We start from the raw sequence: 26396 nt of genomic DNA on the forward strand, positions 1-26396 counted from the left end.
AAAATGTTTCCTTTCCTCTAGCTTATCTATGTTAACTATAGTGTAATCCTACAAAGACAAGCAACTGTAAGCTATAGTGAGGTAAAGCAAAAAAAGCGTGCTTCATATGAAGACACGCTTTTCCTTAGATGACTTGCTGACCATCGAAATAGACAGTGGGGTTTTTCACAACGCAATCAATATGGACATCAGCCATATTTGCTCCACCGAATGGCTTATTACTACCAAATGCAATATGGATTGTCCCATACACCTTCTCATCCTCTAGTACATTACCACATAGGATGGCACTTTTATTCGCTCCGATGCCAAACTCTGCAATGATTCTACCATTTCCTTCACCAAGTAAAGCAAGTAATTGAGGACCATCAGGACCGATTGCCTCCTCTAAACGACCATTCGTGATTTTTAATAATAATGGCTCCTTTAAAACACCTATATTAGCAATCGAACCATCCACTAAAATCTCTCCATTCGCAGATGTTTCTAGTGGTGCAATATAAGATTCTCCAGAAGGGATATTCCCATGCTCTCCAGTTTGGCGTATAACACCTGTAGAACGAATTCCCAAACGATTTTCTACACTAAACGTTAATGTATGCCCGTCTTTGTCAATGCGAATATTTTTTGCTGCATCAAGTAAATGAACATATTTTTCTACCATATCTTCTATTTCCTGTGCATCTGCATGTAGCGCACCTTGCTCTAGCATATCCATTGTAACACCTGGCATTGTCGCCACTCGGCCACCCTGTTCACAGGCGTTTTTACGAGCAGCTGTATGTGTTAATGAGTGCGAGGTAATACAAAGCGTGACATCGACATTCGTCATCAGCGTCGAAACAGCTTGGATTGGCTCCTGTCCAGATTTATCTAATAGCGGCATTACCATCAACATTGTCTTCGCTGTAATAGATTGCCCAGCTTTATAAAAGATTTGCGCAATATCTTGCTTATGAATATCTGTTAAGATTAACAGTGTTTCAGATGATTGAACATTTAGATTACCTTTTAGTATAGTAAGTGCAATATCATGTAAATGTTGCATAATAAAACTCCTTAATTAAAATTCAAATGATATCTACGAATAATTCCTTCTATTTCATTTCTCGCCTCTTTTAATGGTTCTAAAACTTCTGGAACACGTTGTTCCGTAAAACGATAGATTGGTCCAGAAACAGTAATGGAGGCTACGACCTGATCTTCACTATTGAATATGGGCATGGCAAGTGCCAGTACATCAACAGAATATTCACTGTTACTGAGTGCATAACCACACGCACGAATTTTTTCCAGCTCTGCTCGTATTTCATTAGCATCTGTCATCGTATTATTCGTATAGGCTGTTAAAGGCTCGTCAATCACCTTGGCAATTTGCTCTTCATTTAGAAAAGCAAGCATCGAACGATAGGATGCCCCTACATAAAGTGGGGATCTACTTCCTCTTGAAACAGTAAATTTCACCTTATTAACAGGTTCGGCTTTTAGTAATGTTAACGCTTCCAGTCCATTCAGAACAGTAAAAATAGCTGTTTCGCCTGTGACATCCTTTAATTTCTCAAGAACCGGCATACATAGCTGATCTATGTTTAATGAATCATACATATTCATACCAATCTCCCATAAAGCAATACCGAGTGAGTATTTTTTTGTTACAGGATCTTTTGTAATAAACCCATTATTTTCAAAGGTTTCAAGAATGCGATATAAATTTGTATGATTCATATTCATCGCCATTGCTAACTCTCTTCCACCCCATATGGGCTTTTCTTTTGTAAACATTTTTAAAACCGCAATTGATAAATTTAACGTCTTTAGCATATCTCTCATCCTTTTGATCTATTTATCTGTACAAACGGCTGCAAATCTTTCTCTTAAAGGGGGAAATAAGCGACAGATTTAGCAGCCGTCAGCACCTGATATCACTTTATCAAAAGTAAGAGAGTAGCTAATCTCTTACTTTTGATATAGGAAATCAACAGCAGCAGTAATATATACTTTTGCACAGCGTACGATATCCTCAACACGCACTTTTTCATTGTAACCATGAATACTTGGTAAATAGGCTGGGCCGTACTGCAATACAGGAATATTATATTGTCTGAAATGTCGAGCATCACTACTTGCCCATTGCATAACGCCATATGCCTCTTGCCCTGTTACAAATGAAATATTTTCCACAATGGATTGGCATACAGGATTTTCGGCAGGCGTATAATTTGCTACACTTTTGAAGCCAAAACGTTTGATTGAATAATCAATAGCCAAACCATCTAGTTTATGTTTCAAAATTTCTGTTACTTCTTCTTGTGTAATACCGAATGGTAAGCGACAATCGACCTGAACCTTGCAATAATCTGGGATTACGTTGGACTTCGTACCTCCCTCAATTGTACCAATATTTACAGTAATTTTCTCTAAAACTTCTTGATATTTCAAACGATCTTTTTCCACCTCTCGCATGTATTTTTTAGATACCTCGATAAGTGGCAGTACCTCTTCTGGGATCGTAATTTCCAAATCCCATAGTGTACGAATCTCTTGAATAGCTCGAATGGCATCGACAATAGCATTTCTCCCAGCTAAAGGTGATAGGCTTCCATGTCCAGGTTCCCCACGAACCTCTAATTCAAACCAATAAGAACCCTTTTGCCCAATGGTTGGATTTAGCGGTGAAGAAGGCTCAGCGATTAAGCAACCATCTCCTTGCACAAAACCTCGCTCTAACAACCACGGAACACCAAATTCGCCGCCTGTTTCTTCATCTGGCACAATCGCCAATGTTAGTTTCCCTGGTAATTCAATATTCAATTTCTTTAGTAGCTTTGTTGCAAAAATAATACCAGCTAAACCAGCTTTCATATCACTTGCACCACGGCCCAGCATCCAGCCATCCTTCACCTCCCCTGAAAATGGATTGAATTCCCACTTTGATAAATCACCAACAGGAACAACATCTGTATGACCACAATAAATGAGTTCCTTTCCCTCACCACTCCCAATAGAAGCTACTAAATTAAACATTTTATCTGCAGCTTCGTATTTTTGATAAGTAATGCCAACATCCTGTAAATAGTTTTCGATAAAAGCAGTTATTTCAGTCGTATCTCCTGGAGGATTGACACTAGGAATTTGAATGAGTTTCGAACAAAATGCAATCAGTTCATCTTGATGCTTTTCAACTGCCTCTAATAATTGCGCTTTGAGTACTTGTAAATCATTCATGTGTATATACCTCTTTTCCTTTCGTTTGTAGATGATGCATGCTTCCATATAAATTTTTCATATGTGTAAACTGCTTTTCGTCAAAGAAGGAACATTTATGAGCTCCATACGTTTTTGCTACTTCTAATACAAATCGAACTACATTTTCTACATCTGTTACATGTGTGGCGCCTGTTGCACAGCCTGCCACGACAGATTCTGTTGTGATAGCCACACCTACAACAGGGCTTGTTGTTGCCACAGCTGGTTGTAAAATACTATTAATATGGAATAAACCATTGCCATATGGTGTAATGTCTTGCATGGTAATCGGTAGTACAACTGGAGAAATTCCTGCTGCTTGTGTGTAAACGTGCAATAAATCATCACTGATTTTTAATATGTAACCTTCTTTGACTGTTGGCGTAATGGCAAACCCTTTATGGTTACATACTTGATTGCCTTTCGTTGTATCGATTGATAGAATGGCATCCATTGTTTCTTCCACTTCATTTTCGTTCATGACACTAATATCCACTGGAGAGTTCATAAATGGCACTGGCTCATGTGGCAAAGTGGGTGCTGTTGGACAAATATGCGTTGAGAAAATAACATCTCCTTCTAACTGATCACCCTTTAACGCCATATCAATGGCTTTGGCTGCACCTGCCATACATGCTAGTGCTCCATCTCCATCTGATACAAAGCCTGTCATTTCAGGACGTGCTCCAATACCACCGAGACGACCAATAATGCCTAACGTCGGTGCCTGACCACCAGAGGATTTTCCTTGCTTTCCTTTCACTAGTACACGCACAAAATCCGTTGAGCCACTTTCACCTTTAATCGTTTTGATCTTCACATCTGCTGTTGGATCAATGCTGTGTAAATAGGCTTTAATCGTTTCTCCGTTAACATGGAAATTATCCATTACCTCGTATAATTCAATAACATGCTTCAATGACATAATCAGTCCGCTCCTTTTTACTTCTATAATTTATTCAATTACTTTCTGCTCTAAGTCGTCGACACTTCTTGCTGTATCGACGAAAATAAATGACAAGAAACTTGATGTGTAGCTGTCACAGTATCGAGTGTCGGTTGGACGTCTGCACATTTGTCTGTAGCAAAACGACAACGCTTGTGGAATGCACAGCCACTCGGTGGATTTACTGGACTGGGAACATCTCCAGATAAAATAATACGGTCCTTTTTATCAAAGGGATTTTCCTTAGGAATTGCCGATAATAAGGCTTGTGTGTAGGGATGTTGAGGGTTCTCATAAATTTCCTTATATGTCCCGATTTCCACAATTTTACCCAAGTACATGACGGCAATCCGATCACACATATAATTCACAACATTTAAATCATGTGAAATAAAAATATATGTTAAACCGAAGTCTCTCTGTAAGTCTTTTAATAGATTGATTACCTGTGCTTGTACAGAAACATCTAATGCTGAAACAGGTTCATCGCATACAACAATATCTGGATTAAGCGCAAGGGCACGAGCAATATTGATACGTTGTCTTTGTCCCCCAGAAAATTCATGTGGATGGCGCTTTGCATGATAAGCACTTAATCCTACTGTTTCAAGTAATTCAATAACACGCTTTTTACGTGATGCTTCATCACCAATACCATGGATGACTAATGGCTCGGCAATGAGATATTCAATCGTTTTTCGAGGATCGAGTGATGCATATGGATTTTGGAAAACCATTTGTATCGACTTTCGAGCAGAGCGAATATCCTTTGTATTTAAGCTTGCTAAATCCGTACCCTTAAACTCTACGATTCCCTCTGTTGGAGAAATCAGCTGGTTGATTAAACGAGCAACCGTCGATTTCCCACAACCTGATTCACCTACAATCCCAAGTGTTTCGCCCTTATATAATTCAAAACTGACGCCATCTACTGCTTTCACAAATTGTGTTGATTTTTTAAAAGGGATTGAACTTTTAATGGGAAAATGCTTTTTTAAATTACTTACCTTTAAAACAAGTTCATTGTGCTGTTGCATTAAAAATTCCCTCCTTCCTTGCGACAATTTGATTTTTCGCTTGTAAATGGCAGGCTACAAAATGGTTGTCCTGCACTTCCACTAAGTCGGGTACTGTATGACGACAAATATCTGTTGCTAAAGGGCAACGTGATGAAAAGTGACAGCCGCTATGTGGCATTGTTAAATCCGGTGGACTACCTGGAATGGCTGGCAATCTTTGTTGCTCCTGTGTGCCCATTGTAATTTGAGACTCTAATAATCCCCACGTATAAGGATGTAAAGGTTTTTCATAGAGCTGTCTTGTTGTAGTCGACTCAACTGTTCGACCTGCATACATAACATTTACTTTGTCACATAACTCCCAAACCACACCTAAATCGTGTGTAATCATAATGATGGCTGTATCATGGTCTTGTTGTAATTTTTTCATTAAATCAAGAATTTGAGCTTGTACAGTTACATCCAGTGCAGTTGTTGGCTCATCAGCAATGAGTAGTTTCGGGTTACAAGCAAGAGCAATAGCAATCATGACACGCTGACGCATGCCTCCTGAAAATTCGTGAGGATACATTTTTAATCGTTTCTCTGGCTCGGGAATACCAACCATTTTTAACATATCGACAGCTTTGATAGCGGCATCTTTCTTCGAGATCTTTTCATGTGCTTGGATGACTTCAATAATTTGATTGCCCACTGTTAATACAGGATTCAAACTTGTAATAGGATCTTGGAAAATCATTGAAATATCATTACCTCGCACATTGCGCATTTCTTTTTCAGAAATGCCAATTAAATCACGACCATTAAAGTCAATTTTTCCATTCGTTATTTTTCCTGGCGGAGATGGAATTAAACGCATGAGAGCAGTGGCTGTAACACTTTTTCCCGACCCTGATTCTCCAACAATCCCTAGTGTTTCCTTCTTATTTAATTGTAAATTTACTCCATTGACAGCTTTCATTGTAGAGCCGCCACTTTTAAATTCTACTGTTAAATTTTCTACATCTAGTAAACGTTCAGTCATGACTCCACCCCCTTCCATTAAACTTTCATTTTCGGATCTAACGCATCACGTAATCCATCTCCTAAAAGGTTAATACCAAGAACTGTTAATAAAATACAGATTCCTGAAAATGTCGCCATTTGAGGATTTAATACTAAAAAATCTTTACCATCTTTTAAAATACTACCCCACGAAGCTGTTGGCGGTTGAACTCCTAATCCTAAAAAGCTCAGTGCCGCCTCCGAAATAATAGCGCCCGCTGTACTCATCGTTCCATAAACAATTAAAGGAGCTAAACAGTTCGGTAATATATGGCTAAAAATAATTCGACTATGTGTAGCACCTAGAGAATGCGTCACTTCGATGAATTCTTCTTCTTTTACACTTAAAACCTGACCACGAACAAGTCTTGCGAACCCTGGAATGTTTGCAACACCAATAGCAACAATAACGTTGACAAGTCCTTGCCCTAATACCGTCATTAGTGTAATAGCAAGTAAAATGAATGGGAATGCAAAAAGACCATCCATCGTACGCATAATGATCGAATCAATGCGACCACCGAAATACCCTGCCACTAACCCTAATAATGTTCCAAACACAGCTCCAAATAGCACCGCTGCAATGCCGACAATCATCGATATTTGTGTACCGTAAACTAAACGACTAAACAAATCACGTCCATAATTATCCGTTCCTAGCAAATGCCCTTCTGTGTTCATTGGTAAAAATGATTTACCGACAATCATTTCATTTGGTGGATGGGTAGCAATCAATGGTGCAAAAATTGCAACAATGGCCATCAAGGTGACAATGACTAACCCAATTGTCGCTAATTTATTTTTTAGCAACTTGCGCAACAACGTATTTCTTTTTCTTGTTTCATTGACGATTGCTTGAGTCATTGTTATTTTTTCCCTCCATCCGATTCTAAATTGACCTTAGGATTGACAACTTTATAAAGCACGTCCACTACTAAGTTAACAAGTACAAAGATAAATGCGATGAAAATAACAGTACCTTGTACAACAACAAAATCACGTTTATCAATGGCATCTACAATTAGTCGCCCCATTCCAGGCCAACTAAAAATCGTTTCTGTTAAAACCGCTCCCCCCAGTAAATTGGATATCTGCATCCCTAATACCGTTAAAATAGGTGTTAGCGCATTTTTAAAGGCATGTTTACCAATCACTAAATATTCTTTAATGCCTTTAGAACGAGCTGTTTTAATATAATCTTGCGAAATAACCTCTAACATGCTTGAACGGGTAATCCGTGCAAATGTCGCCATTGGAATCGTTGCTAATGCAAATGCTGGCAAAATTAAATGTTTCAAATAGGTCCATAGACCATCACTGATGTTGCCCATTCCAGTGGCTGGGAACCAACCAAGATTGACACTAAAGAATAAAACAAGCATGATCCCCAACCAAAAAATGGGCATGGATACACCAACTAATGATACAAGCATGACAATATAATCAATGATTGTATTTTGCTTTCTAGCAGCTAATATTCCTGCTGGGATACCGACCACAACCGCTATAAACAAGGCTGCCAATGCTAGTATCACTGTGTTAGGGAATCTTTCTATAATAAGCCCGATGACAGACTCACTATAAGAATAGGAATATCCTAAATTTAACTGTGCTAAGTCTCCTACATATGAAATAAATTGCGAAGGCATTGATTTATTTAATCCTAGCTCTTCTCTTAAATTCTCTACATCTTCCACACTGGCTTGTGGCCCAAGCATTACTGAAGCTGGGTCACCTGGAATCATTCGCGTAATAATGAAGACGATGATTCCTACTACTAGCAGTGTCGGGATAAGGTTGACTAACCTTTTTAAAATAAATGAGCCCATCTTATTAAGACCTCCTTTTCATTATTAGAATCAGTGGTTCATATTGTGAATAACCACATACTACACCATGTGATAATTATTTGTAAATATATTTTTTCTGAATTTTTTTAATTTTATATTTACTTTCTATTTACAAATGTGCTAATTTTAATTCGAACCTATCATTTTTGAATCAACGGTTCATATTGTGAAACAAAATAAAGGAGGCTTATGCAGATGAAGAAGATAAACGTAAAAAAACCTTTACTACTACTCTTTTTAACTTTATTAATTGGTGTTTTAGCAGCTTGTGGTGGGAACACAGAAAAAAGTAATTCTTCAAATGAAAAAGATGGAGAAGTCACTTCAGGTGGCAAATTAAATGTTGGTCTTTCAGCCAATGCCAAAACATTTGACCCTATCAAATATACAGGGGTTTATGAATCGCAAGTTATGCGTCAAATGGGTGATACTTTAGTTGTTTATAACAAAGATCTATCAGATATCATCCCCTCTTTAGCAACAGAATGGAAAGTGTCAGATGATATGTTAGTCTATACGTTCAAATTACGTGAGGGTGTGAAATTCCAAAAGGGGCAATACCAGGATGGCCGTGAAATGACAGCGGAAGATGTGAAATATTCTTTAGAGCGCTCCGCCAAAGAATCCGCTATGAATCGTTTAAGTGGTGTGACAGAAGTTAAAGTGTTGTCAGATTATGAAATAGAAATTCACTTAACTACACCGAATGCTGCCCTTCTTGCTATGCTAACGGATGCAGGAAATATCATTATTCCAAAAGAAGAGGTTGAAGGCTGGGGCGATAACTTCTCAGAACACTTCATTGGTACAGGCCCATTCCAGTTAACAGAATGGAAAAAAGACCAAGAAGTAAAACTAGTTCGCCATGACAATTATTGGGGTGAAAAACCTCACGTTGATAATTTATCCATGAAGTTTATCTCCGATCAAAATATGATGACAAATGCATTACGTTCTGGTGATATAGATATTGCCATGGATGTCAAAGGCCAAAACAGAGAAATTATTAACCAAGATAGCAACCTTGAGCTTTTAACGAATCCAGGTTTATCTATTGTTTATCTTGACCTTAACAACAAAGTTGGTCCGACTGCTGACAAACGTGTTCGCGAGGCACTTTATATGGCAACAAATGTTGAGGAAATCATTTCTGGTGTTAACCAATGGGGTGGCGGTGATGTTTCTTATTTACCATTACCACCAGGTTCATGGGGATATGATAAATCATTAGTTGATTTAGTACCAAAATATAATCCAGAAGAAGCAAAAAAATTGCTAGCAGAGGCTGGTTATCCTGATGGCTTCAAAACAGAGATTTATGTATCAGAAGCACGTGTGCCTTACGCAACGATTTTCCAAAGTCAATTAAAGAAAAACTTAAACATTGATGTGGAAATTAAAGTGCTTGAATGGGGTACTTACAGTGATACTGTTGCAAAAGGGAACGCTCCAATGAATATTGGTGGCTGGACTTGGTATCCAGATCCTTATTTCTTCCTATATCAATTATTCCACACAAATCAAATCGGTGCGTTAGGTAATGGGAAAGGCTATAGCAACCCAGAGGTAGATAAATTATTAGAGCGTGCCGTATCTGAAACAGTGGTACAGGAAGAACGTGCTAAATTATACCAAGAAGCATTAAAACTGATTTTAGCAGATGTTCCGCGTATTGAATTAGAAGCAACACAAACCGTTGCAGGTGTAAACAAAAAAGTACAGGGCTTTGAGGTTTCTACTGACAACTCCGTACAAATTGTACATCCAAACGGTACGAACGTATCCATTTCTAAATAATTAACTGGAAAAGTGGAGATGCTTGTCTCCGCTTTTCTCTTCATAAGGAGAGATTTAATCCCATGACTCGATATATAAATGGACTTGTTTTTAACTCTGAGACACGTAGCTTTAACAAACAGTCATTTCAAGTACAGGGGCAATACTTTGCTCCATCTTCTACAACGTCTGAAATAGACATCGATTTAGATGGCTATTATATTACACCTGGCCTTATCGACAGTTGTTCACAAATTGGCTTAGCTGAAATAGGGATTCGTTGGGAGGGAGATGATAGCTATGAATTTGACTCACATCTGGACTATTCTGTAGTTGATGGCATTTATCCATTCGATGCTGCCTTTCAAAAAGCTATCTCCCATGGGGTGACAGCCTCTCATATCGTTCCCTCCCCTAAAAGCTTGGTCGGTGCAAAAACAGCTATTATTCATCATACACATACAACGGTTGATGAAATGGTCATTGCCAAAGATATTGCTTATTCCTTCTCCATTGGACACCAAGCAAAAAGCACTTTTTTCGCTGAAAAGAGAAAGCCACTAACCCGTATGGGGATTGCCAAAATTTTAAGAGAAACATTGCAACAGATTCAGCAGCAAGAACCTTTAATTAAGAAAATTGTCATACGGGCACATAAAGCTGTGGATCTTGAATTCATTGACCGTCTTCAACAAGAGTTTAAGTCTACTTTTGATTTTCATATTATTCACGGCACTGAAGCTTCACTGCTTCAAGGGACATCCTTCAATACGGTCATTGCTGGCCCAACGTTTCGATATATCGAGCATAACGAGATGATGGCATTATCACCAAAACTATACCGCCAGTTGTCCCAACAACATACTCCGTTTGTTTTTTGTACGGATCATCCTGTTAGTAGCACCTCTCACCTAACATTAGAAGGTTGCTTAGCTGTAAGAGAAGGGCTGACACGTCAGGATGTTCTGTATGCACTAACAACAGGAGCTGCTAATTTCCTTGGAATCGCTCATAAAACTGGCACTATTCGTGATGGCCTTCTAGCTGATTTTGTCATATGGGATAAGCATCCATTAAATTTAGATGCACAGGTTGTAGCTACTTTTATTAAAGGAACAAAAGTTTATGCAAGGGAAGAAGGGTTCTCAGAATGATTATTTATCATCATGCAAAGTTTCTCACAGTCAATGAACAAAATGATATTTTTGAACAGTTATGGATCGAAGATGGACGTATAGTCTATGTCGGTCCAGCCAAAGATTATCCTCCTCAAGCAGAGTTAGTCGATCTTCAGGGAGCTTATGTCACACCAGGCTTAATTGATATTCACGCCCATGTTGGGACATGGGCAGAGGTTACTGAAGACATTAATGATGCTAATGAATATAGCGAGCCCTTTACACCTCTTATGCACGCTCTAGATAGTGTAGATATCCGACACTTTTCCTTCCAACATGCGTTAGAAGGCGGTGTGACGACTGTACAAACTGGTCCAGGTAGTGCCAATGTCATTGGGGGCATTTGGAGTATTCTTAAAACAGCAGGGCCCACTCTTCCCTCTCGTGTTTTAGTAGAACGAAGCGGTTTAAAGGGCGCGTTAGGAGAAAATCCAAAGAATGTTTTTGGCAATCAATACAAACGAAAGCCAAGGACTCGCATGGCCATTGCCCAGCTTTTACGTGATGGTTTCCAACGTGCAAGTCAACTGAATGAACAACAACGAGCTGAGCAAATTAAACAAAATTCAGAGTTGCGTCCATTCATTGAAGTGCTACGAGGTGACATGCCCCTTCGCCTTCATTGTCACAGAGCAGATGACATTATGACAGCTATAAGAATTGCTAAAGAATTTAATGTGAAGCTCCATTTAGAGCATTGCACAGAAGGCTATTTAATAGTCGATGCGGTAAAGAACAGTGGCTTTCATGCGACACTTGGGCCCTATATGTTAACCCCATCTAAATATGAAACACGTAATTCTACACCAGCGATTGCAGCCATTTTTAAAGAGCATAATATCCCATTTGCCATCATGACAGACCATCCATTCGTACCAATTCAGTACTTAAAATATTGTGCTACTGAAGCTATTCGCTATGGTTTAGATGAGGACACCGCCTTAAAAAGTATTACAATAAATGCCGCTGAGCTTGTACAGCTAGATCACCGCATTGGCAGCCTTGAGGAAGGCAAGGATGCTGATTTTGTTGTTTGGTCACACCCTATTTTTGAAACAGAAGCAAAGGTCTTACAAACGTATGTCAATGGACAAAAATATTACGAAGCGGAGTGAGCTTATTGAAACATTCAAAAATTGCCGTAGTCACAATTGGTCAAGCGCCTCGCAAAGATATGGCGGAGGATATTCAGCAATTAAGAGCATCTGGTTTACATATTCATGAGTTTGGCGTACTGGATTCACTCTCTCCAGCCGAAATCACTTCCCTTTCACCCTCTAGTGAAGACACAGATGTTTTAGTAACACTTTTGACAAATGGACAACAAGTCAAGCTAAGTAAACAAAAGCTGATGCCCTATATTCAGACATGCATTGATGATTTACATGAATTCACTTGGGTTTTGCTTATGTGTACAGGAGATTTTACGAATAAGCTGTCATGTAAAAACCTGTTACTACCTGATCGCATGATGACAAATTTAGTGAAAGGGTTACAAACAGAATTAGCACTTGGTTTAATAGGCCCTGAGCCTGAGCAACAACAAACTGTTGCGGAGAAATGGCAAAGTGCACAGTTCGTTGTCACCTTTTCAGCTAGCTCACCCTATCATTTTAATGCACAACATTTATTAGCAAAAGCACAGCTATTAGAATATCAAGGAGCTGATTTGCTCATTCTTGATTGTATGGGTTATTCCACAACAATGAAAAACATGATTAAAGATCAACTCACTATTCCCGTCATTGTTCCTAGAGAAGCAGTATTTACGGTTTTAAAGGCCATTTGTTAATGGTAAAAAAGGTGATGTCAACAGCAGAAACAACCATTTTGAAAGGCGAGGGTTGATTTCCGTTCCGCCAGCGTCCCTTCCAGGGAATGCCCGATGAGCCGCTTCACTCACAGGGTCTCATCAACCATGTGGAGAAGTGATGAGTGACAGCACCCCTCCATAAAGAGTAGTGAATACCCTCACTTTATTTGAAAACCTTGCTAAAAAGAAATATTTTTATGGATTGGGAGGCTATTTGACTCCGTGGGCGAGCGCCCCTGCATGAAGCGGCTCGCCCACAGGAAAGCAAGTAGCCTGCCATGGAAATCCATTTTCACCTTTAACATAAATTCTATGGATGGTTTTGTTTTTCAACACTATGAAAAAGGGCACTGCCGATGCAGTGCCCTTTTCCCGTTCCGCTAGACACGTTTATTGAAATAAGGAAGCTGCTCAACAAATGCCTTTGTGTCATCATCCCCATATTCATGAACGAGTGCATAAATTTTCATTAATCGCTTATCGATTTCATCATTTTCCCTGTCTAAGTGATACTGTATATACGGTAATTGTGCACGCCATGCATTTGAAATTTCTAGCAGCTGCATTTGCTGAAAGATTCTCTCAAATACATCTAATGCCTGTCGATCTACATTCAGTTCAAAATTCCACGGCCCAGCATAAGGATTTGTATAATAGGTTCTATTGGCAAGTGAAAAATATACGCGCTGACGATCCATCTTTATGATTCACTCCTTTTTCCATAGTATGGAGAGAACGGAGTTGTTTTATTCGCTTTAATGTCAAACTTCCTTCACAATTAATAGAACCACATAATTTATAATAGGTATGATGAACAAAGAACGGAGTGAATACTATGAGTTTAACTACGCTCTTAATAGTCGCAGTTATCATTGTTATCTTTATCACTATTGCGACGATTATCAGTGTCAACCGTGCCTATGCCTTTAAACATACTATTGATGAAAAACCACAGCAAAACTATCATCAAGAGGATAACTAATCATAATTTATTGAATTTGGAGTGAAAGCAATGGGTGTACCTTTACCAATTATCATTATGATTGCCATGATGATGTTAATGTTTGGTCTTTCTGTCATTATTATTTTGAAGAAAAAAAATCATATCTTTACACAAACTATTGATCCAAAACCTGAACAAATGACGTCTCAGCAAGAGGAAGAACAACGATGAAATACCCCTTTATTTGGCTCATTCAGTTTTATAGAAAATTCATTTCACCTATGACGCCACCAACTTGCCGTTTCCATCCTACTTGTTCTTCTTACGGGCTGGAAGCTTTTCAAAAGCATGGAGCATTGAAAGGCTCCATCTTAACCATTACACGTATATCGAAGTGTCATCCGTTTCATCCTGGTGGCTTTGATCCTGTGCCTGAAAAATGGCCTTCGAAAAAGAATTAACTTTCGGAGGGCATTTTTTTCTTGTACTTTTTTAAGTTGTGCGTTATTATAATAACTGTTCTAAAAAATAAATCGTAATGATTACTATTTAAGAGAGGTATCTGATTATATGAAAAAATTGTATTTATTATTGTTAGTCGCAGTCCTTGCCTTATTCACTGCTGCTTGTGGAGACAAATCTTCCACTTCCCAAAAGTCTGATGACAAGGATACGTTAAGCATCTATACAACGGTTTATCCGTTAAGCTATTTTGCACAGCGCATTGGTGGCGATTTTGTTGAAGTATCTTCTATTTACCCAGCTGGTGCGAACGAGCATACATTTGAACCCACTCAAAAAGATATGATGAAATTAGCAGATGCAAATATCTTCTTCTATATTGGCTTAGGACTGGAAGGCTTTGTCGAAAACGCTAAAAAGACTTTAGCAAACGAAGATGTCACGATGGTGGCAACTGCTGACACAGTTTCAGATGAAAAATTAGCTATCAGCACAGGCCATGTTCATGCAGAAGATGAGCATGACGAGCATAATCACGCTGCCACAGAGGAAGAGCACGATCATGAGCACGATCACGCTGCCACAGAGGGAGAGCACGATCATGAAGCTGATGAGCACGGACATGATGAGCATGAACATGGCGATATCGACCCACATGTTTGGTTATCTCCTACAATTAGTCAGGATTTAGCACTTGCTATTAAAAATACACTAGTTGAAAAAATGCCTGCTCAAGAATCGACTTTTAATGAGAATTATGAAGCACTAGTAAAAGAACTGCAGGATTTGGATAATGACTTCAAAGCAATGGCTGACAAAGCACCAAATAAAACATTCTTTGTATCACATGCTGCCTTTGGCTATATTGCAGGTCAATATGGTTTTACACAAGTGCCAATTGCCGGCTTAAATTCACAAAATGAGCCATCTCAAAAAGAATTAACAAAAATCGTTGATAAAGCAAATGAATTGCATATTCACTATATTTTATTTGAACAAAATGTTTCTTCTAAATTAGCAGAGGTTATTCAAAAAGAAGTTGGCGCAGAATCTCTTGTCCTGCATAATTTAAGTGTATTAACAGCTGACGATGAAAAAAATAAAGAAACCTACTTCACCTTGATGCAAAAAAATATTCAAACACTAGAAAAAGCGTTAAACGCACATTAATCAAGTAAGAGCCAATAAGTAGAGATTAAGCCAGTGTAAACCAACATATTATGAGTAAGGAGGTGCCCCGACGAATGGGACACCTCCTTTATTATGACGTATTTTTCTTGTGGCATGCGTTTCCCCGTTCGATAAAAAGATGGTCGGCATTTTGTTGTTTTTAGTTCCTTATCCTGCATCACTTTTGGCTGAATCGCAATAAAAACGGACATACTTCCCACTAACATTGGTGTCCATTCAGTAAAGTCAAACTGAACTAAAGTGTTTGGATCATTTGTTTTTTGTGCAATAAGCTTTGTCGGCTGTTCCACTAATTGTTGTACTGAAAGCTTATTTTCTCCAATAATAGAGATTCCTTTATTTTCAGTAAAGCTAGCTTGTAAAGGCATTGTTACACTCTGTATTTTCGTTTCTTCTAGCATCTCCGTATACTTCTCGCTTGTTGCAGCAGGAAAACTTGCGTAGTCCCAAGTATGATCCTGTGCTAATTGACGATCCGACACTAAAAAATATTGATAGCGTACTTCTCCCTTACGATCCGGCAATGGATCATCCCAAGTGACATCAATATGATACCAATCACGATCCAACTTTACTAATACCCAGGCATGGAGCTGTTCACCCACTTTTCCTGGCACATATTGTACCTCAAAGCCCAACATTTCTAACATTCGATAAAGCACTAAAGCATATGCCTGACAAACTCCCTTATTTTCTGTTAGTAACGTGTAAGGGGAATATTGACTTCCTTCTGTTTCTTTGGAGTATTCCGCAGTTAAAACAATAAAATCATGTGCAGCCTGCAGTTTTTCTATGTCACTTAATCCATGCATGGGTGCAATAATATTCGCCAAAGTTTGCCCTACAAATGCTTCCTCTGTTGGGGAAATATGATAGGTAAAGGCAAATGCAATGACAATATTATTGTTATAACCATCGTACTTCCATTTAAAGCTAGAAATATTAGTATAAATATAAGAGTTTTGAATCGCAGTTTTTGTAATGTCTGTTAGTCCATCTTTTATTTCAGTTATGTCACCAGTATAGCGAATGGAAAATTCCGAAGATAGCTGCGTAACTTCTTTATTAATGAGAGATTGTAGTGTTTCAATTGAATGAGCAGTTGCTACATTATCTTTTTCATCGTTTGCAAATACTTGCACATGACTCATTTGTAGAACAAATACTATAATGACAACATTATATATATATTTCCTCATATGAGTCATTCTCCTTTACTAACTAGTTTATGCCTCTCATTTTTTATTATGTTAATGAATGATTAATTTCATGCTAAAAGTGCGAATAAAAAAGAAGCCTTCATTTTAAGAAGACTTCTTTCACAAATTTTTTATTGTAATAATTTTCGTCTCAGCAATTTATCCGCACCATTTCGCGGAAGACTGTCTGTAATAATAATTTCTTTAGGTACTTTATATTTAGCAAGTTTCTGTAAACAAAAGGCTTGGAGCTGCTCAACAGATGCCTGCTCATGTAACACGATAAAGGCAATCGGAACCTGTCCCCATTGCTCATCTGCCACACCACATACCCCCGCTTCTTTGACAGCAGGATGTGTGAGTAACACATTTTCTATTTCTGCAGGATAAATATTTTCTCCCCCTGAAATAATTAAATCTGCTCTACGATCAATGACGAATAAATAACCTTCCTTATCGATATAACCAATATCACCCGTATGCAGCCAGCCATCCATCGTTGCATCTTTTTGTGCAAAACGTCCAATATAGCCAGGAGTAACATGAGGCCCTCGAATACAAATTTCTCCCTCACCTTTCGCATTGGGCTGCGCAATCTTTATTTGATTAAAAAATAAAGGCTTGCCAGCAGAACCAATTTTTCGCATGGCATCTTCACTTGCCAATGTAGCTGTTTGTGAGGAAGTTTCTGTCATGCCATAGGTTTGCGCGACAGCTAAGTTTAACGCATGTGCTCTCACTAAATAATCAACGGGCACTGGCCCACCTCCAGCTAACATCAACTTAAAGTGTGGCGAAGCTTTCGTATTATGCTGCTCTAACGTATGTAGAATCCGTTCCAATGTCACTGCTACAACAGACATATGAGTTACTTCCCCAACTATAATATGTTGTGAGATAGCCTCTACATCAAATTGATCGTATAAAACAACCTGATTGCCATACAGCAGTGAACGTACTAATATTGAAAATCCACTAATATGGAATAATGGTACAGCACATAACCAAACATCATGAGCCTGTAGTCCAATGTTTAAAACAGAGGCAGTCGCACTCGCCTGATGATTCCCAACCGTTTGGCGAACTCCCTTTGGAAAGCCAGTAGTACCCGATGTATACATGATCGTTGTAGTTTGATGTAAAGGCCACTCCTTTTCAATATCTACGGTGCGCTCAACCCCCTCTTCAATCGTTGAAAATAAATGATGACCTGTTTCAGGTGGCAACTTTGCTATATCCTCATCTGCAATTAACACGCACACCGCTCCTGAATCCTCTAGCTGATAAGCCAGTTCATCCTGTGATAGTCTACGATTAAGCATCACCATCTCACATTGTAAATGCATACAAGCATACATCACAATAACTAGTTCAGGCTTACTTGGCCCCATAATCGCAATTCGGTCTCCCCGTTGAATACCGAGTGCCACTAATTGTCGGGCACGTTTTATAGATAAATCCTGTAGTTCCTGAAAAGTCCAGCTTTGTTTTTTATAAGCCAATGCCTTCCGTAATGGTGTTAAATAGGCTCGTTGTAAAATCCAATTTGGATACATCTTTGTCACTCCAATCACCCTACATCTTAACGCTTTCCCATCAACTTTGTCTATTAGTCAATGGTCTTTCTCGCCCTTTTGTATGTCTATCTGTTCCGCTAATCGCTCTCTCCTTCTCTCTTTTTCAAAGTACTACTCTATCCCCCACACCTTGAATTCTATCCACCACTTTTGATGTTTTATCAACCTCTTTTTGCATTTTATCCTCCAATTTGAGCGCTCTACCCTTCTCTCTTTTTCAAAGTACTGCTCTATCCCCCACATTTTGAGTTCTATCCAACACTTTTGATGTTTTATCAACCTCTTTTTGCATTCTATCCACTATTTTGAGCGTTCTATCCAACACTCTTTTTCAAAGTACTACTCTATCCCTCATACCTTGAGTTCTATCCAACACTTTTGATGTTTTATCAACCTCCTTTTGCATTTTATCTTCCAATTCGAGCGTTCTATCCTTCTCTCTTTTTCAAAGTACTGCTCTATCCCTCACATCTTGAGTTCTATCCAACACTTTGTGCATTTTATCAACCTCTTTTTGCATTTTATCCACCAATTTGAGAGTTCTATCCATCTCTTTTATTATAAGTACTACTCTATCCCTCACATTTTGAGTTCTATCCGCAACTTCGAGCGTTCTATCCACCACACTCCCCGTGCATGCATACAAAAAGCTCGTATCTCCAAAAAGATACGAGCTTTACACCCTTTCATCATCAAGGGAATCTTGGGAATTGACCAAAGTCTGGTTGACGTTTTTCTTTGAATGCATCGCGACCTTCTTTTGCTTCATCTGTTGTGTAGTAAAGAAGTGTAGCGTCACCAGCCATTTGTTGAAGACCTGCTAAGCCGTCAGTATCTGCGTTCATCGCTGCTTTTAAGAAGCGTAGTGCAGTTGGTGACATTTGTAGCATTTCTTCACACCATTGAACGGTTTCATCTTCTAATTGCTCATAAGGAACAACTGTATTGACTAAGCCCATATCAAGTGCTTGTTGTGCATCGTATTGACGGCAAAGGTACCAAATTTCACGTGCCTTTTTATGTCCAATAATACGAGCAAGATAGCCTGAGCCGTAACCAGCATCAAATGAACCTACTTTTGGTCCAGTTTGTCCAAAACGGGCATTGTCAGCAGCAATTGTTAAGTCACAGACAACATGTAAAACATGTCCTCCACCAATTGCATAGCCTGCAACCATTGCCACTACAGGTTTTGGAATTACACGAATTAAACGTTGTAAATCAAGAACGTTTAGACGTGGGATTTCATCATCGCCTACGTAGCCACCATGACCGCGAACTTTTTGATCTCCGCCTGAGCAGAAAGCATGTTCACCTTCACCAGTTAAAATAATCACACCGATATTTTTGTCATCGCGTGCACGTGAGAATGCGTCAATCATTTCCATTACCGTTTTCGGGCGGAATGCATTGCGCACTTCTGGACGGTTAATCGTAATTTTTGCGATACCGTTATAGAATTCATACTTAATGTCTTCATAAGTATGTAATGTAGTCCATTGACGTGTCATTGAATTGCCTCCTATATCAATAAATTCGTCTCGTTACTAGCGAGGCGCTAACGTAACAGTATATTACGTTAAATACTCCTCTACTATTGTAGCAAATTCAGCGGGATTTTCCACATGAATTGCATGTCCAGCGTCATTTACTGTAAGATGGCTAACAGTATTTAATAGCGCTTTCATTTCTAGTGCAATTTTACAAAATTTCTCATCCAATGAACCAGTAATGAGTAGTACAGGTATTTCCACTTGCGCTAGGCTCTCCCAATTTGAAGGCTGAACACCTGTTCCAATACCTCTCAGGCTTCCAGCCAGTCCCTCTTCTTTCTGAGAAAGTCTTTCTGCTCGAATGGTTTCTCGTACGCTTCTAGGAAGACGATGCTGTGTTGCAAAAAGAGGTATGTTCTCCCAAGCATGGACAAATGATTGTAACCCATTTGCCATTATTTTTTGTGCCAGTACTTCATCTCGCTCACAGCGTTCCTTTCGTTCTTCTGCTGTTCGTAAACCTGGAGAAGCACTTTCTAAGATAAGCTGTTGAATATGGCCTGGGTGTGCAATAGCATACGATAAGGCAATTCTTCCTCCCATTGAGTAACCTAACAACGTAAATTTCTCTAGATGAAGCTGGCAAAATAATTCTTCTAAATCTTGTAATTGTTCCTCCATGGAGAAACGCTGTATATCCTCTGGAATAGCTGTTTGACCATGACCAATTAAATCAATGGCAATAACACGAACATTAGGTAGAGCTTGCGCTAGATCGTGCCATGTAGCCGTGCTGCCTGTAAATCCATGTAACGCAACAAGTGTATGTTCACTATTGTCATTCCATATTTCAATATGTGTTTCAAGTCCTCGAATCATGCATTTTGTCATGCTTTTAGCTCCGCATTAATTCGATTCCATAGCGCTCGATGAGCATTAACATTTTCGGTTCTATCGGTAAATATTTCAACCAAACGTAAAGGATGATGTTGCTTTGTTGAAAATTTCTCTGAAAGCTCGGAGATTGTTTCCACACGCACATAGTCCATCTCATACATATGGGCAATGTCACGGAATTCAAGTGCAGTCGGTGTGCCAAATAAATCTTCATAATGATCTTCGACAGTTGACTGTGGTAAATAAGAAAAAATACCGCCACCATCATTATTCATGACAAGAATGGTTAAGTTACACTTCTGATATCTGGAGGCAATCAATCCATTTACATCATGTAAAAAGGCTAAATCCCCAATCAGCAAATAGGTTGCTCGTTTATTTCCTTGACTGAAGCCCATCGCGGTTGATACTACGCCATCGATTCCATTCGTGCCTCGATTGGCAAAAATACGCAAATCTTTCGGTGTGGCCAATAAAAATGTATCGATATCACGCACTGGCATACTGCTACTAACGAAGATATCACTACCGTCAGGAATCATTTTAAGTAAACGGCTAACTATAGCGCCTTCATCTTTCTCTACTTCTGAATACTGCTCAATAGAAATGGATGCCAGCTCATTCGCATTTTGCCATTTGGCTAAGTATGTTTCTTCAAGGGCTGTATCATTGATAGCTAATTGTGTCAGCCACTGACCGATAGTAGCATGAATAAAATGCGTAGATACGCCCGTAGCATCTCTAAACATAGGATCTTCATCGATAATCACATAAGCGTTTGGCTGTGATTTTGTGATGAATTGCATAATAAATTTTGAGACGGGCTGGGCCCCAATACGTAATACTGTATCTGGTTGAACAAGTGCTTTAAAATCCTCGCTTTTCATAATGGCATCATAGGTTGTTACGATATATGGTAAACAATCCTCTGGTACAGATGCACGCATATTCGATAAGCTTTCAACAAGGACTGGCCACTTGAGCTGACGGACAAATTCCCAAACGATGGATAAGTCCGTGCCAAGCGCTAATTCCCCAATTATAATAAAGCCTCTTTTAGTCAATTGTAGTATAGAGGAAAGCTCCTGCTGATTAGCCAACGTTGGGGTTAGTTGTCCCATGTTGCTATGTTTGAATGTTACTGTTGGCAGTTCATGCTGTAAATCAATTAATAATGGTTCGCGGAAAGGTACATTAATATGTACTGGTCCAAATGGTGCACTTGTGGCAATCGCTACCGCACGAGCAAGGTGACGCTCAATCAAAGGTAATGTCGGATCAGCCCCATCTGCTAACGGAAAATCTACACTCCATTTCACATGTGAACCATATAAATTAAGCTGATTGATAGCCTGTGGTGCACCTACCTCACGTAATTCATGAGGGCGATCTGCCGTTAAGACAATCAATGGAACTCGTGCATAGCTTGCTTCTACAATCGCAGGAAAATAGTTTGCTGCTGCTGTACCAGATGTACATAAGAGGACAACAGGCTTAGCAGTAGCCTTAGCCAGGCCTAACGCAAAAAATGCAGCTGAGCGTTCATCTACTTGACGATACATGTTTACTTCTTTCGTTGAAGCAACTGCATAGGCAAGAGGAGTGGAACGTGAGCCTGGACTGACGACAACATTTTCTACACCGGCTTGTACTAACGATGCAACCATTTTATAAACATAATCTGTTAATCTTTTTCGTTCACTCATGTAATCGTCCCCCTAGCGCACGAAGCATTGGACGGAATTTCACTAATGTTTCTTCATATTCAGCTTGTGGTTCTGAATCTGCTACGATCCCTCCACCTGCATATAAATAAGCTTTATCACTTAGTAACGCAGCTGAACGTATCGCAACTGCAAATTCACCATTCCCTTCAGCGTCTAACCAGCCAATTGGCGCGGCATATAGACCACGATTCATCGGCTCATACTTACGAATGGCTGCCAATGCTTCTTTGCGTGGTACACCACCTAAAGCTGGTGTAGGATGTAATGATTTTGTCAATTGTAAAATTGTAGCATTCTGATTTAATTGACCTTCTACAGGTGTATATAGATGTTGAATATCACGAATTTTTAATAGGCGTGGTCTATCTGGCACTGTCATGTCCACGCAATTTTTACGGAAAGTATCCACAATCATATCGACAACATACTGATGTTCACCACTATTTTTCGGATCATTTAATAAACTTTGTCCATAAGTCTCATCTTCCTCTGCCGTCTTGCCTCGTTTAATCGAGCCAGCAATGCAAGAAGAAAACGCACGACCCTCTTCTACTTTTACAAGGCGTTCAGGTGATGCACCAAAAAACAATAAATCTTTATGCTCTAAACCGAATAAATAGCTTTCTGGCTGCTCATGAATAATTTGAGAGAGTACTTGTGGTGCAGATACATCCTCTTTAAATTGCAATGCAAGTGAGCGTGCAATAACTACTTTATCCGCTTTTTTCTGTTTGATTAATGCTGTCACTTGGTCAATCGAGGCTAAATAAGGTTCCTTATAGGGTTCGAAATAATTTGTGATATCAGGTTTTGTATACGTTTTCACTTCTTTAACCTGGGCTGCATGAATTAAATGATCTCGCTCTTTTCTCAATACTTCTAGCTGATCTTCAGCCTGATGATTTTGTGTCAACAGATGAATACTCACGTATGCTTTATCATCACGAATCACAAGTTGAAATGTTGCTAATGCAAAATAAGCCTCAGGAAAATCCGTCCATTCTCCATCAACATTATTTTGCGGATCAAATGTAAAACCACCAAACAAAATAGGCTGTAACTCACTTTGTCCTTTTGGACAGTTTTTCGTTAAGTTTTTCCATTCTGCTTCCACAGCATCGAAACGTTCATGTTGAGCATTGTTTTGAATAGTATGAGCATGTCCTAGCCCAACTAATGTCATTGTTTTTTCTCTATTTTGCCAATAAAATCGTTCACCTTTATAACACTCTTCGCCTGCTGCATAGAACGCCAGTGCAGATAAGCGACTTACTTCAATTGTTTCCATATAAAAATGAAGGCTTTGGCCCAAAGAGTCCACTTCTACCTCTGTGGATTGGTACCACTTCTGTTGCATGAAAATTACCTCCGTTGCTGCAATGTTCATAATCAATGATGATTAAAATACATCATTTTTTTGGTTGGCAACACTGTTATTCGTACTGTTGCTAATCATTCTTATTTATTTTCAGTTCATAAATGCATGTTCTATTGTATCATTTTTTTTCATTAAACAGTATGTAATAAGCTGTGAACCTACCCATTTTCTCATTCTTCGTTTAAAATAAGAAGAGTCGACAACATTTGAAGGAGAGAAAGACCTTATGACCAAAGTCATTGAAGCTGATAGGGGTTTGAAAGTTTGGTGGCATTTAACACGTCCACATACTTTAACCGCTTCATTTGTTCCCGTATTTCTTGGGACAGCAATTGCTCTAGCAATTGAAAAAGAAGCAATTGATTTTGGACTATTTTTTGCTATGCTCATTGCAAGTATGCTTATTCAAGCAGCAACGAATATGTTCAATGAATATTATGATTACAAATTAGGATTAGATAACGAGCATTCTGTGGGAATTGGCGGAACGATTGTCCGTCATGGTGTACAGCCGAAAACAATTATGTTGATTGCGTTAAGCTTCTATGCCATTGCTATGCTTCTTGGCATTTACATATGTGCCTCAACATCTTGGTGGTTAGCAGCTGTAGGGCTTGTTTGTATGCTTATTGGTTTCTTATATACAGGTGGACCTTATCCAATCGCCTATTCCCCATTTGGAGAAATTGTTTCTGGGGCAGTAATGGGCATGGGCATTGTGTTAATCGCCTTCTATATTCAAACGCTTACAGTGACACTCGATGCTGTATTGCTGTCTGTGCCAAGCATGATTTTAGTCGGTGCTATTATGTTATCGAACAATATCCGTGATATTGTTGGCGATACAGAAGGTGGACGAAAAACATTGGCTATTTTAGTAGGACGCGATAATGCGATTTCTGTGTTATCTGGCTTTTTTATCGTCTCGTATTTATGGGTAATCGCCCTTGTAGCAGTTGATGGCATTACTTTTTGGGCATTAATTATTTTCCTAAGTATTCCAAAACCATTACGTGCTATTCAAATTTTCCGAGACAAAAAAGAAGCTAAAGAAGTAATGCCTGCGATGAAATATACAGCACAAACGAATACATTCTTCGGCTTCCTATTAGGAATCGGTTTATTAATTTATTATTTCTTTTATTAAAAATGCGGCAGCCTTAACGGGTTGCTGCTTTTTTTATATAACGTCTGAAATTTTGACTTGCGATACCATGCACTTCTTCGGCTGAAAAACGTGAGCGTAGTGCCTCTACTAAATTTTGTGCTTCTCCTGCATGCGCTAAGCCTTTGACAGTCCTATCAATCCCATCGAAATCTGAACCTAATCCTATGTGCTCGACACCTACTAATTTTGCTAAATGCTCCACATGATCCACTAAATGTTCTAGTGTTGCATCTTTACCAATGAAGGGTGGGAAGTAAACTACATGGATATGTCCCCCATGTTCTACAAGCGCCTTTGCTTGGGCATCCGTTAAATTACGTGGGTGGTCACATAGTGTACGTGCATTACTATGACTTGCAAGAATATGCTTCGCTAAAGGCAACACGTCCCAAAAGCTTTGTTCATTCAGATGAGAGACATCAATAATAATATCTCGCTCATTTAGTAATTGTATAACTTCTTGGCCAAACGGCTTCAATCCTAAACTTGCATCCTGTTCAGCTCCATGTGCAACAGCATTTTCTTCATTCCATGTTAAGCCTACTAATTTTACACCAGCATCTAGTACGGCTGTCAGTTTTGCTAAATCATCACCAATGGCATTGCAGCCCTCTAAGCTTAAAATAGCTCCTATCTCATGTGGAGCTATTCGGTCTAACTGCGCCCAATCTGTTATATGCACCATGCCCTCTGTTTGTAAAACATGGGTATGAAATGCTTCAATTTGGCGCATGACCTCAAGAAATTGCAGATTTTGTGGGATTTCTGGGTCAATAAAGATGGCGAATACTTGAGCCTCTATTTGCCCTAATTGCAGTCTTTTTTGATTGGTATGAAGACGCTCATCCTCTGCAAAATTTGCCGTTTCAAGAGTTGTTAATTTTAAAAGCGCATCACAATGTAAATCAATAATCTTCATATCCTCACCTCTACAGCTATTATACTGCTTTCACGAGGAAAAACTTACTAAATTTTATCTTGCGGTGTATCGGAAGAGCCAAATTCCTCAAGTTCAATAAAATCATCAGATCTTGGTGTTGAAGATAGTACATCTTCTTCCACCGGTCGTAAATTTTCTTGTTTCTGTTCTGCATGCTCCACGCATGTCAGAGCTTGCGGCATAGCCTCTAAACGTCCTAATGGAATGTCTTCACCACAGACCACACATTTACCATATGTTCCGTCTGCCATTGCTTGAAGAGCTTTTTTAATTTCCTCCGCATTGTCGCCAAGATGCTCATCCATAGCCATTTCTGTTAGCTGATCCGTTAAATCACTCGCATTATCAGCAGGATGATTATCATAATTAGATAGCTCTGTCGCTTGGGGACGCTCTGATTCCTCTAATCGTCGTTCAATTTCTTGCAATTCTTGCTCTAGTTGTCTTTTTAATTGTTGCATTATTTGTTGATCCAAAAAAATCTCCTCCTCATGCCTTCATTTTTTCCTAATTTACGATTTCTAAAACATGTCAGCATAAGGAAGACCT

Annotated in this window: 26 protein-coding genes; 9 read left to right on the forward strand and 17 right to left on the reverse strand. The window is 39.0% G+C overall.

The window, feature by feature from the left end:
• Window positions 1-124: 124 nt before the first annotated feature.
• The 8 genes from NST76_RS16605 to NST76_RS16640 all read right to left on the reverse strand — a co-directional run bounded on the left by NST76_RS16605 (window position 125) and on the right by NST76_RS16640 (window position 8084).
• On the reverse strand, window positions 125-1048 hold the full coding sequence (locus NST76_RS16605) for an aminopeptidase (RefSeq protein ID WP_342544169.1): 924 nt from the start codon (window positions 1046-1048) through the stop codon (window positions 125-127).
• 11 nt (window positions 1049-1059) lie between these two features.
• Window positions 1060-1821, reverse strand: a complete 762-nt coding sequence (locus tag NST76_RS16610) for an IclR family transcriptional regulator (protein ID WP_036118741.1) — start codon at window positions 1819-1821, stop codon at window positions 1060-1062.
• Window positions 1822-1956: 135 nt separating this feature from the next.
• Complete coding sequence (locus NST76_RS16615; protein ID WP_342544170.1) at window positions 1957-3225, reverse strand: ArgE/DapE family deacylase; 1269 nt, start codon at window positions 3223-3225, stop codon at window positions 1957-1959.
• A complete protein-coding gene (locus NST76_RS16620; RefSeq protein WP_036118738.1) occupies window positions 3218-4171 on the reverse strand; it encodes a DUF1177 domain-containing protein in 954 nt (317 codons plus the stop codon). The genes NST76_RS16615 and NST76_RS16620 overlap by 8 nt, the downstream gene beginning before the upstream one ends.
• Window positions 4172-4221: 50 nt before the next feature.
• Window positions 4222-5229, reverse strand: a complete 1008-nt coding sequence (locus NST76_RS16625) for a dipeptide ABC transporter ATP-binding protein (protein WP_036118734.1) — start codon at window positions 5227-5229, stop codon at window positions 4222-4224.
• Window positions 5213-6235, reverse strand: a complete 1023-nt coding sequence (locus NST76_RS16630; protein ID WP_036118732.1) for an ABC transporter ATP-binding protein — start codon at window positions 6233-6235, stop codon at window positions 5213-5215. The genes NST76_RS16625 and NST76_RS16630 overlap by 17 nt, the downstream gene beginning before the upstream one ends.
• Window positions 6236-6252: 17 nt before the next feature.
• Complete coding sequence (locus NST76_RS16635; RefSeq protein ID WP_058845041.1) at window positions 6253-7119, reverse strand: ABC transporter permease; 867 nt, start codon at window positions 7117-7119, stop codon at window positions 6253-6255.
• 2 nt (window positions 7120-7121) lie between these two features.
• The gene (locus tag NST76_RS16640; RefSeq protein WP_036118726.1) at window positions 7122-8084 is read right to left on the reverse strand and encodes an ABC transporter permease; all 963 of its coding nucleotides are present in this window, start codon (window positions 8082-8084) and stop codon (window positions 7122-7124) included.
• A gap of 216 nt (window positions 8085-8300) precedes the next feature.
• Between NST76_RS16640 and NST76_RS16645 the strand changes: the two genes are divergently transcribed.
• The 4 genes from NST76_RS16645 (at window position 8301) to NST76_RS16660 (ending at window position 12851) form a co-directional block, all read left to right on the forward strand.
• Window positions 8301-9902, forward strand: a complete 1602-nt coding sequence (locus tag NST76_RS16645; protein ID WP_141905357.1) for an ABC transporter substrate-binding protein — start codon at window positions 8301-8303, stop codon at window positions 9900-9902.
• Between the two features lie 62 nt (window positions 9903-9964).
• The gene (locus NST76_RS16650) at window positions 9965-11035 is read left to right on the forward strand and encodes an amidohydrolase family protein (RefSeq protein WP_036118719.1); all 1071 of its coding nucleotides are present in this window, start codon (window positions 9965-9967) and stop codon (window positions 11033-11035) included.
• Window positions 11032-12174 carry an amidohydrolase gene (locus NST76_RS16655; RefSeq protein WP_342544172.1) on the forward strand — a complete coding sequence of 381 codons (1143 nt, stop codon included), beginning with the start codon at window positions 11032-11034 and terminating at the stop codon, window positions 12172-12174. Before NST76_RS16650 ends, NST76_RS16655 begins: the two co-directional genes overlap by 4 nt.
• The gene (locus NST76_RS16660; protein WP_342535045.1) at window positions 12171-12851 is read left to right on the forward strand and encodes an AroM family protein; all 681 of its coding nucleotides are present in this window, start codon (window positions 12171-12173) and stop codon (window positions 12849-12851) included. Before NST76_RS16655 ends, NST76_RS16660 begins: the two co-directional genes overlap by 4 nt.
• A 401-nt stretch (window positions 12852-13252) precedes the next feature.
• Here the strand turns inward: NST76_RS16660 and NST76_RS16665 are convergent, their stop codons facing one another.
• A complete protein-coding gene (locus tag NST76_RS16665) occupies window positions 13253-13570 on the reverse strand; it encodes a hypothetical protein (RefSeq protein WP_016992524.1) in 318 nt (105 codons plus the stop codon).
• Window positions 13571-13707: 137 nt separating this feature from the next.
• Here NST76_RS16665 and ytzI point away from each other — a divergent pair, with 137 nt between their 5' ends.
• From ytzI to NST76_RS16685, 4 genes are all read left to right on the forward strand, one after another.
• On the forward strand, window positions 13708-13854 hold the full coding sequence (gene ytzI, locus NST76_RS16670) for a YtzI protein (RefSeq protein WP_271910751.1): 147 nt from the start codon (window positions 13708-13710) through the stop codon (window positions 13852-13854).
• 30 nt (window positions 13855-13884) lie between these two features.
• Entirely contained in the window at window positions 13885-14046 is a 162-nt protein-coding gene (locus NST76_RS16675) for a hypothetical protein (protein WP_180957787.1), read from the forward strand.
• Window positions 14043-14276 (forward strand): membrane protein insertion efficiency factor YidD, encoded by a 234-nt coding sequence (gene yidD, locus NST76_RS16680; protein WP_036123166.1) that lies wholly within the window; start codon window positions 14043-14045, stop codon window positions 14274-14276. The genes NST76_RS16675 and yidD overlap by 4 nt, the downstream gene beginning before the upstream one ends.
• A 109-nt stretch (window positions 14277-14385) precedes the next feature.
• Complete coding sequence (locus tag NST76_RS16685) at window positions 14386-15447, forward strand: zinc ABC transporter substrate-binding protein (protein WP_089934515.1); 1062 nt, start codon at window positions 14386-14388, stop codon at window positions 15445-15447.
• Here the strand turns inward: NST76_RS16685 and NST76_RS16690 are convergent.
• From NST76_RS16690 to NST76_RS16715, 6 genes are all read right to left on the reverse strand, one after another.
• Complete coding sequence (locus NST76_RS16690) at window positions 15444-16667, reverse strand: transglutaminase domain-containing protein (RefSeq protein WP_271910752.1); 1224 nt, start codon at window positions 16665-16667, stop codon at window positions 15444-15446. The genes NST76_RS16685 and NST76_RS16690 overlap by 4 nt on opposite strands.
• A 131-nt stretch (window positions 16668-16798) precedes the next feature.
• A complete protein-coding gene (locus NST76_RS16695) occupies window positions 16799-18223 on the reverse strand; it encodes an o-succinylbenzoate--CoA ligase (protein ID WP_342544173.1) in 1425 nt (474 codons plus the stop codon).
• A 713-nt stretch (window positions 18224-18936) separates the two neighbouring features.
• Window positions 18937-19755, reverse strand: coding sequence for a 1,4-dihydroxy-2-naphthoyl-CoA synthase (menB, locus tag NST76_RS16700; RefSeq protein WP_036123154.1), 819 nt, complete (start codon window positions 19753-19755; stop codon window positions 18937-18939).
• Between the two features lie 63 nt (window positions 19756-19818).
• On the reverse strand, window positions 19819-20628 hold the full coding sequence (menH, locus tag NST76_RS16705; RefSeq protein ID WP_089934524.1) for a 2-succinyl-6-hydroxy-2,4-cyclohexadiene-1-carboxylate synthase: 810 nt from the start codon (window positions 20626-20628) through the stop codon (window positions 19819-19821).
• Window positions 20625-22340 carry a 2-succinyl-5-enolpyruvyl-6-hydroxy-3-cyclohexene-1-carboxylic-acid synthase gene (gene menD / locus NST76_RS16710; RefSeq protein WP_342544175.1) on the reverse strand — a complete coding sequence of 572 codons (1716 nt, stop codon included), beginning with the start codon at window positions 22338-22340 and terminating at the stop codon, window positions 20625-20627. Before menD ends, menH begins: the two co-directional genes overlap by 4 nt.
• The gene (locus NST76_RS16715; RefSeq protein ID WP_271910758.1) at window positions 22333-23718 is read right to left on the reverse strand and encodes an isochorismate synthase; all 1386 of its coding nucleotides are present in this window, start codon (window positions 23716-23718) and stop codon (window positions 22333-22335) included. Before NST76_RS16715 ends, menD begins: the two co-directional genes overlap by 8 nt.
• Window positions 23719-23965: 247 nt before the next feature.
• Here NST76_RS16715 and NST76_RS16720 point away from each other — a divergent pair, with 247 nt between their 5' ends.
• Window positions 23966-24886 (forward strand): 1,4-dihydroxy-2-naphthoate polyprenyltransferase, encoded by a 921-nt coding sequence (locus NST76_RS16720; RefSeq protein WP_058845030.1) that lies wholly within the window; start codon window positions 23966-23968, stop codon window positions 24884-24886.
• A 13-nt stretch (window positions 24887-24899) separates the two neighbouring features.
• On the opposite strand, the gene NST76_RS16725 is transcribed toward NST76_RS16720, so the two are convergent.
• Together NST76_RS16725 and NST76_RS16730 are read right to left on the reverse strand one after the other, a co-directional pair.
• Window positions 24900-25826, reverse strand: a complete 927-nt coding sequence (locus NST76_RS16725; RefSeq protein ID WP_089934526.1) for a dipeptidase — start codon at window positions 25824-25826, stop codon at window positions 24900-24902.
• A 47-nt stretch (window positions 25827-25873) separates the two neighbouring features.
• Window positions 25874-26323 (reverse strand): TraR/DksA C4-type zinc finger protein, encoded by a 450-nt coding sequence (locus NST76_RS16730; RefSeq protein WP_342544177.1) that lies wholly within the window; start codon window positions 26321-26323, stop codon window positions 25874-25876.
• Window positions 26324-26396: the final 73 nt, after the last annotated feature.

Source organism: Lysinibacillus sp. FSL W7-1291, from assembly GCF_038593415.1.
Classification (GTDB): domain Bacteria; phylum Bacillota; class Bacilli; order Bacillales_A; family Planococcaceae; genus Lysinibacillus; species Lysinibacillus fusiformis_D.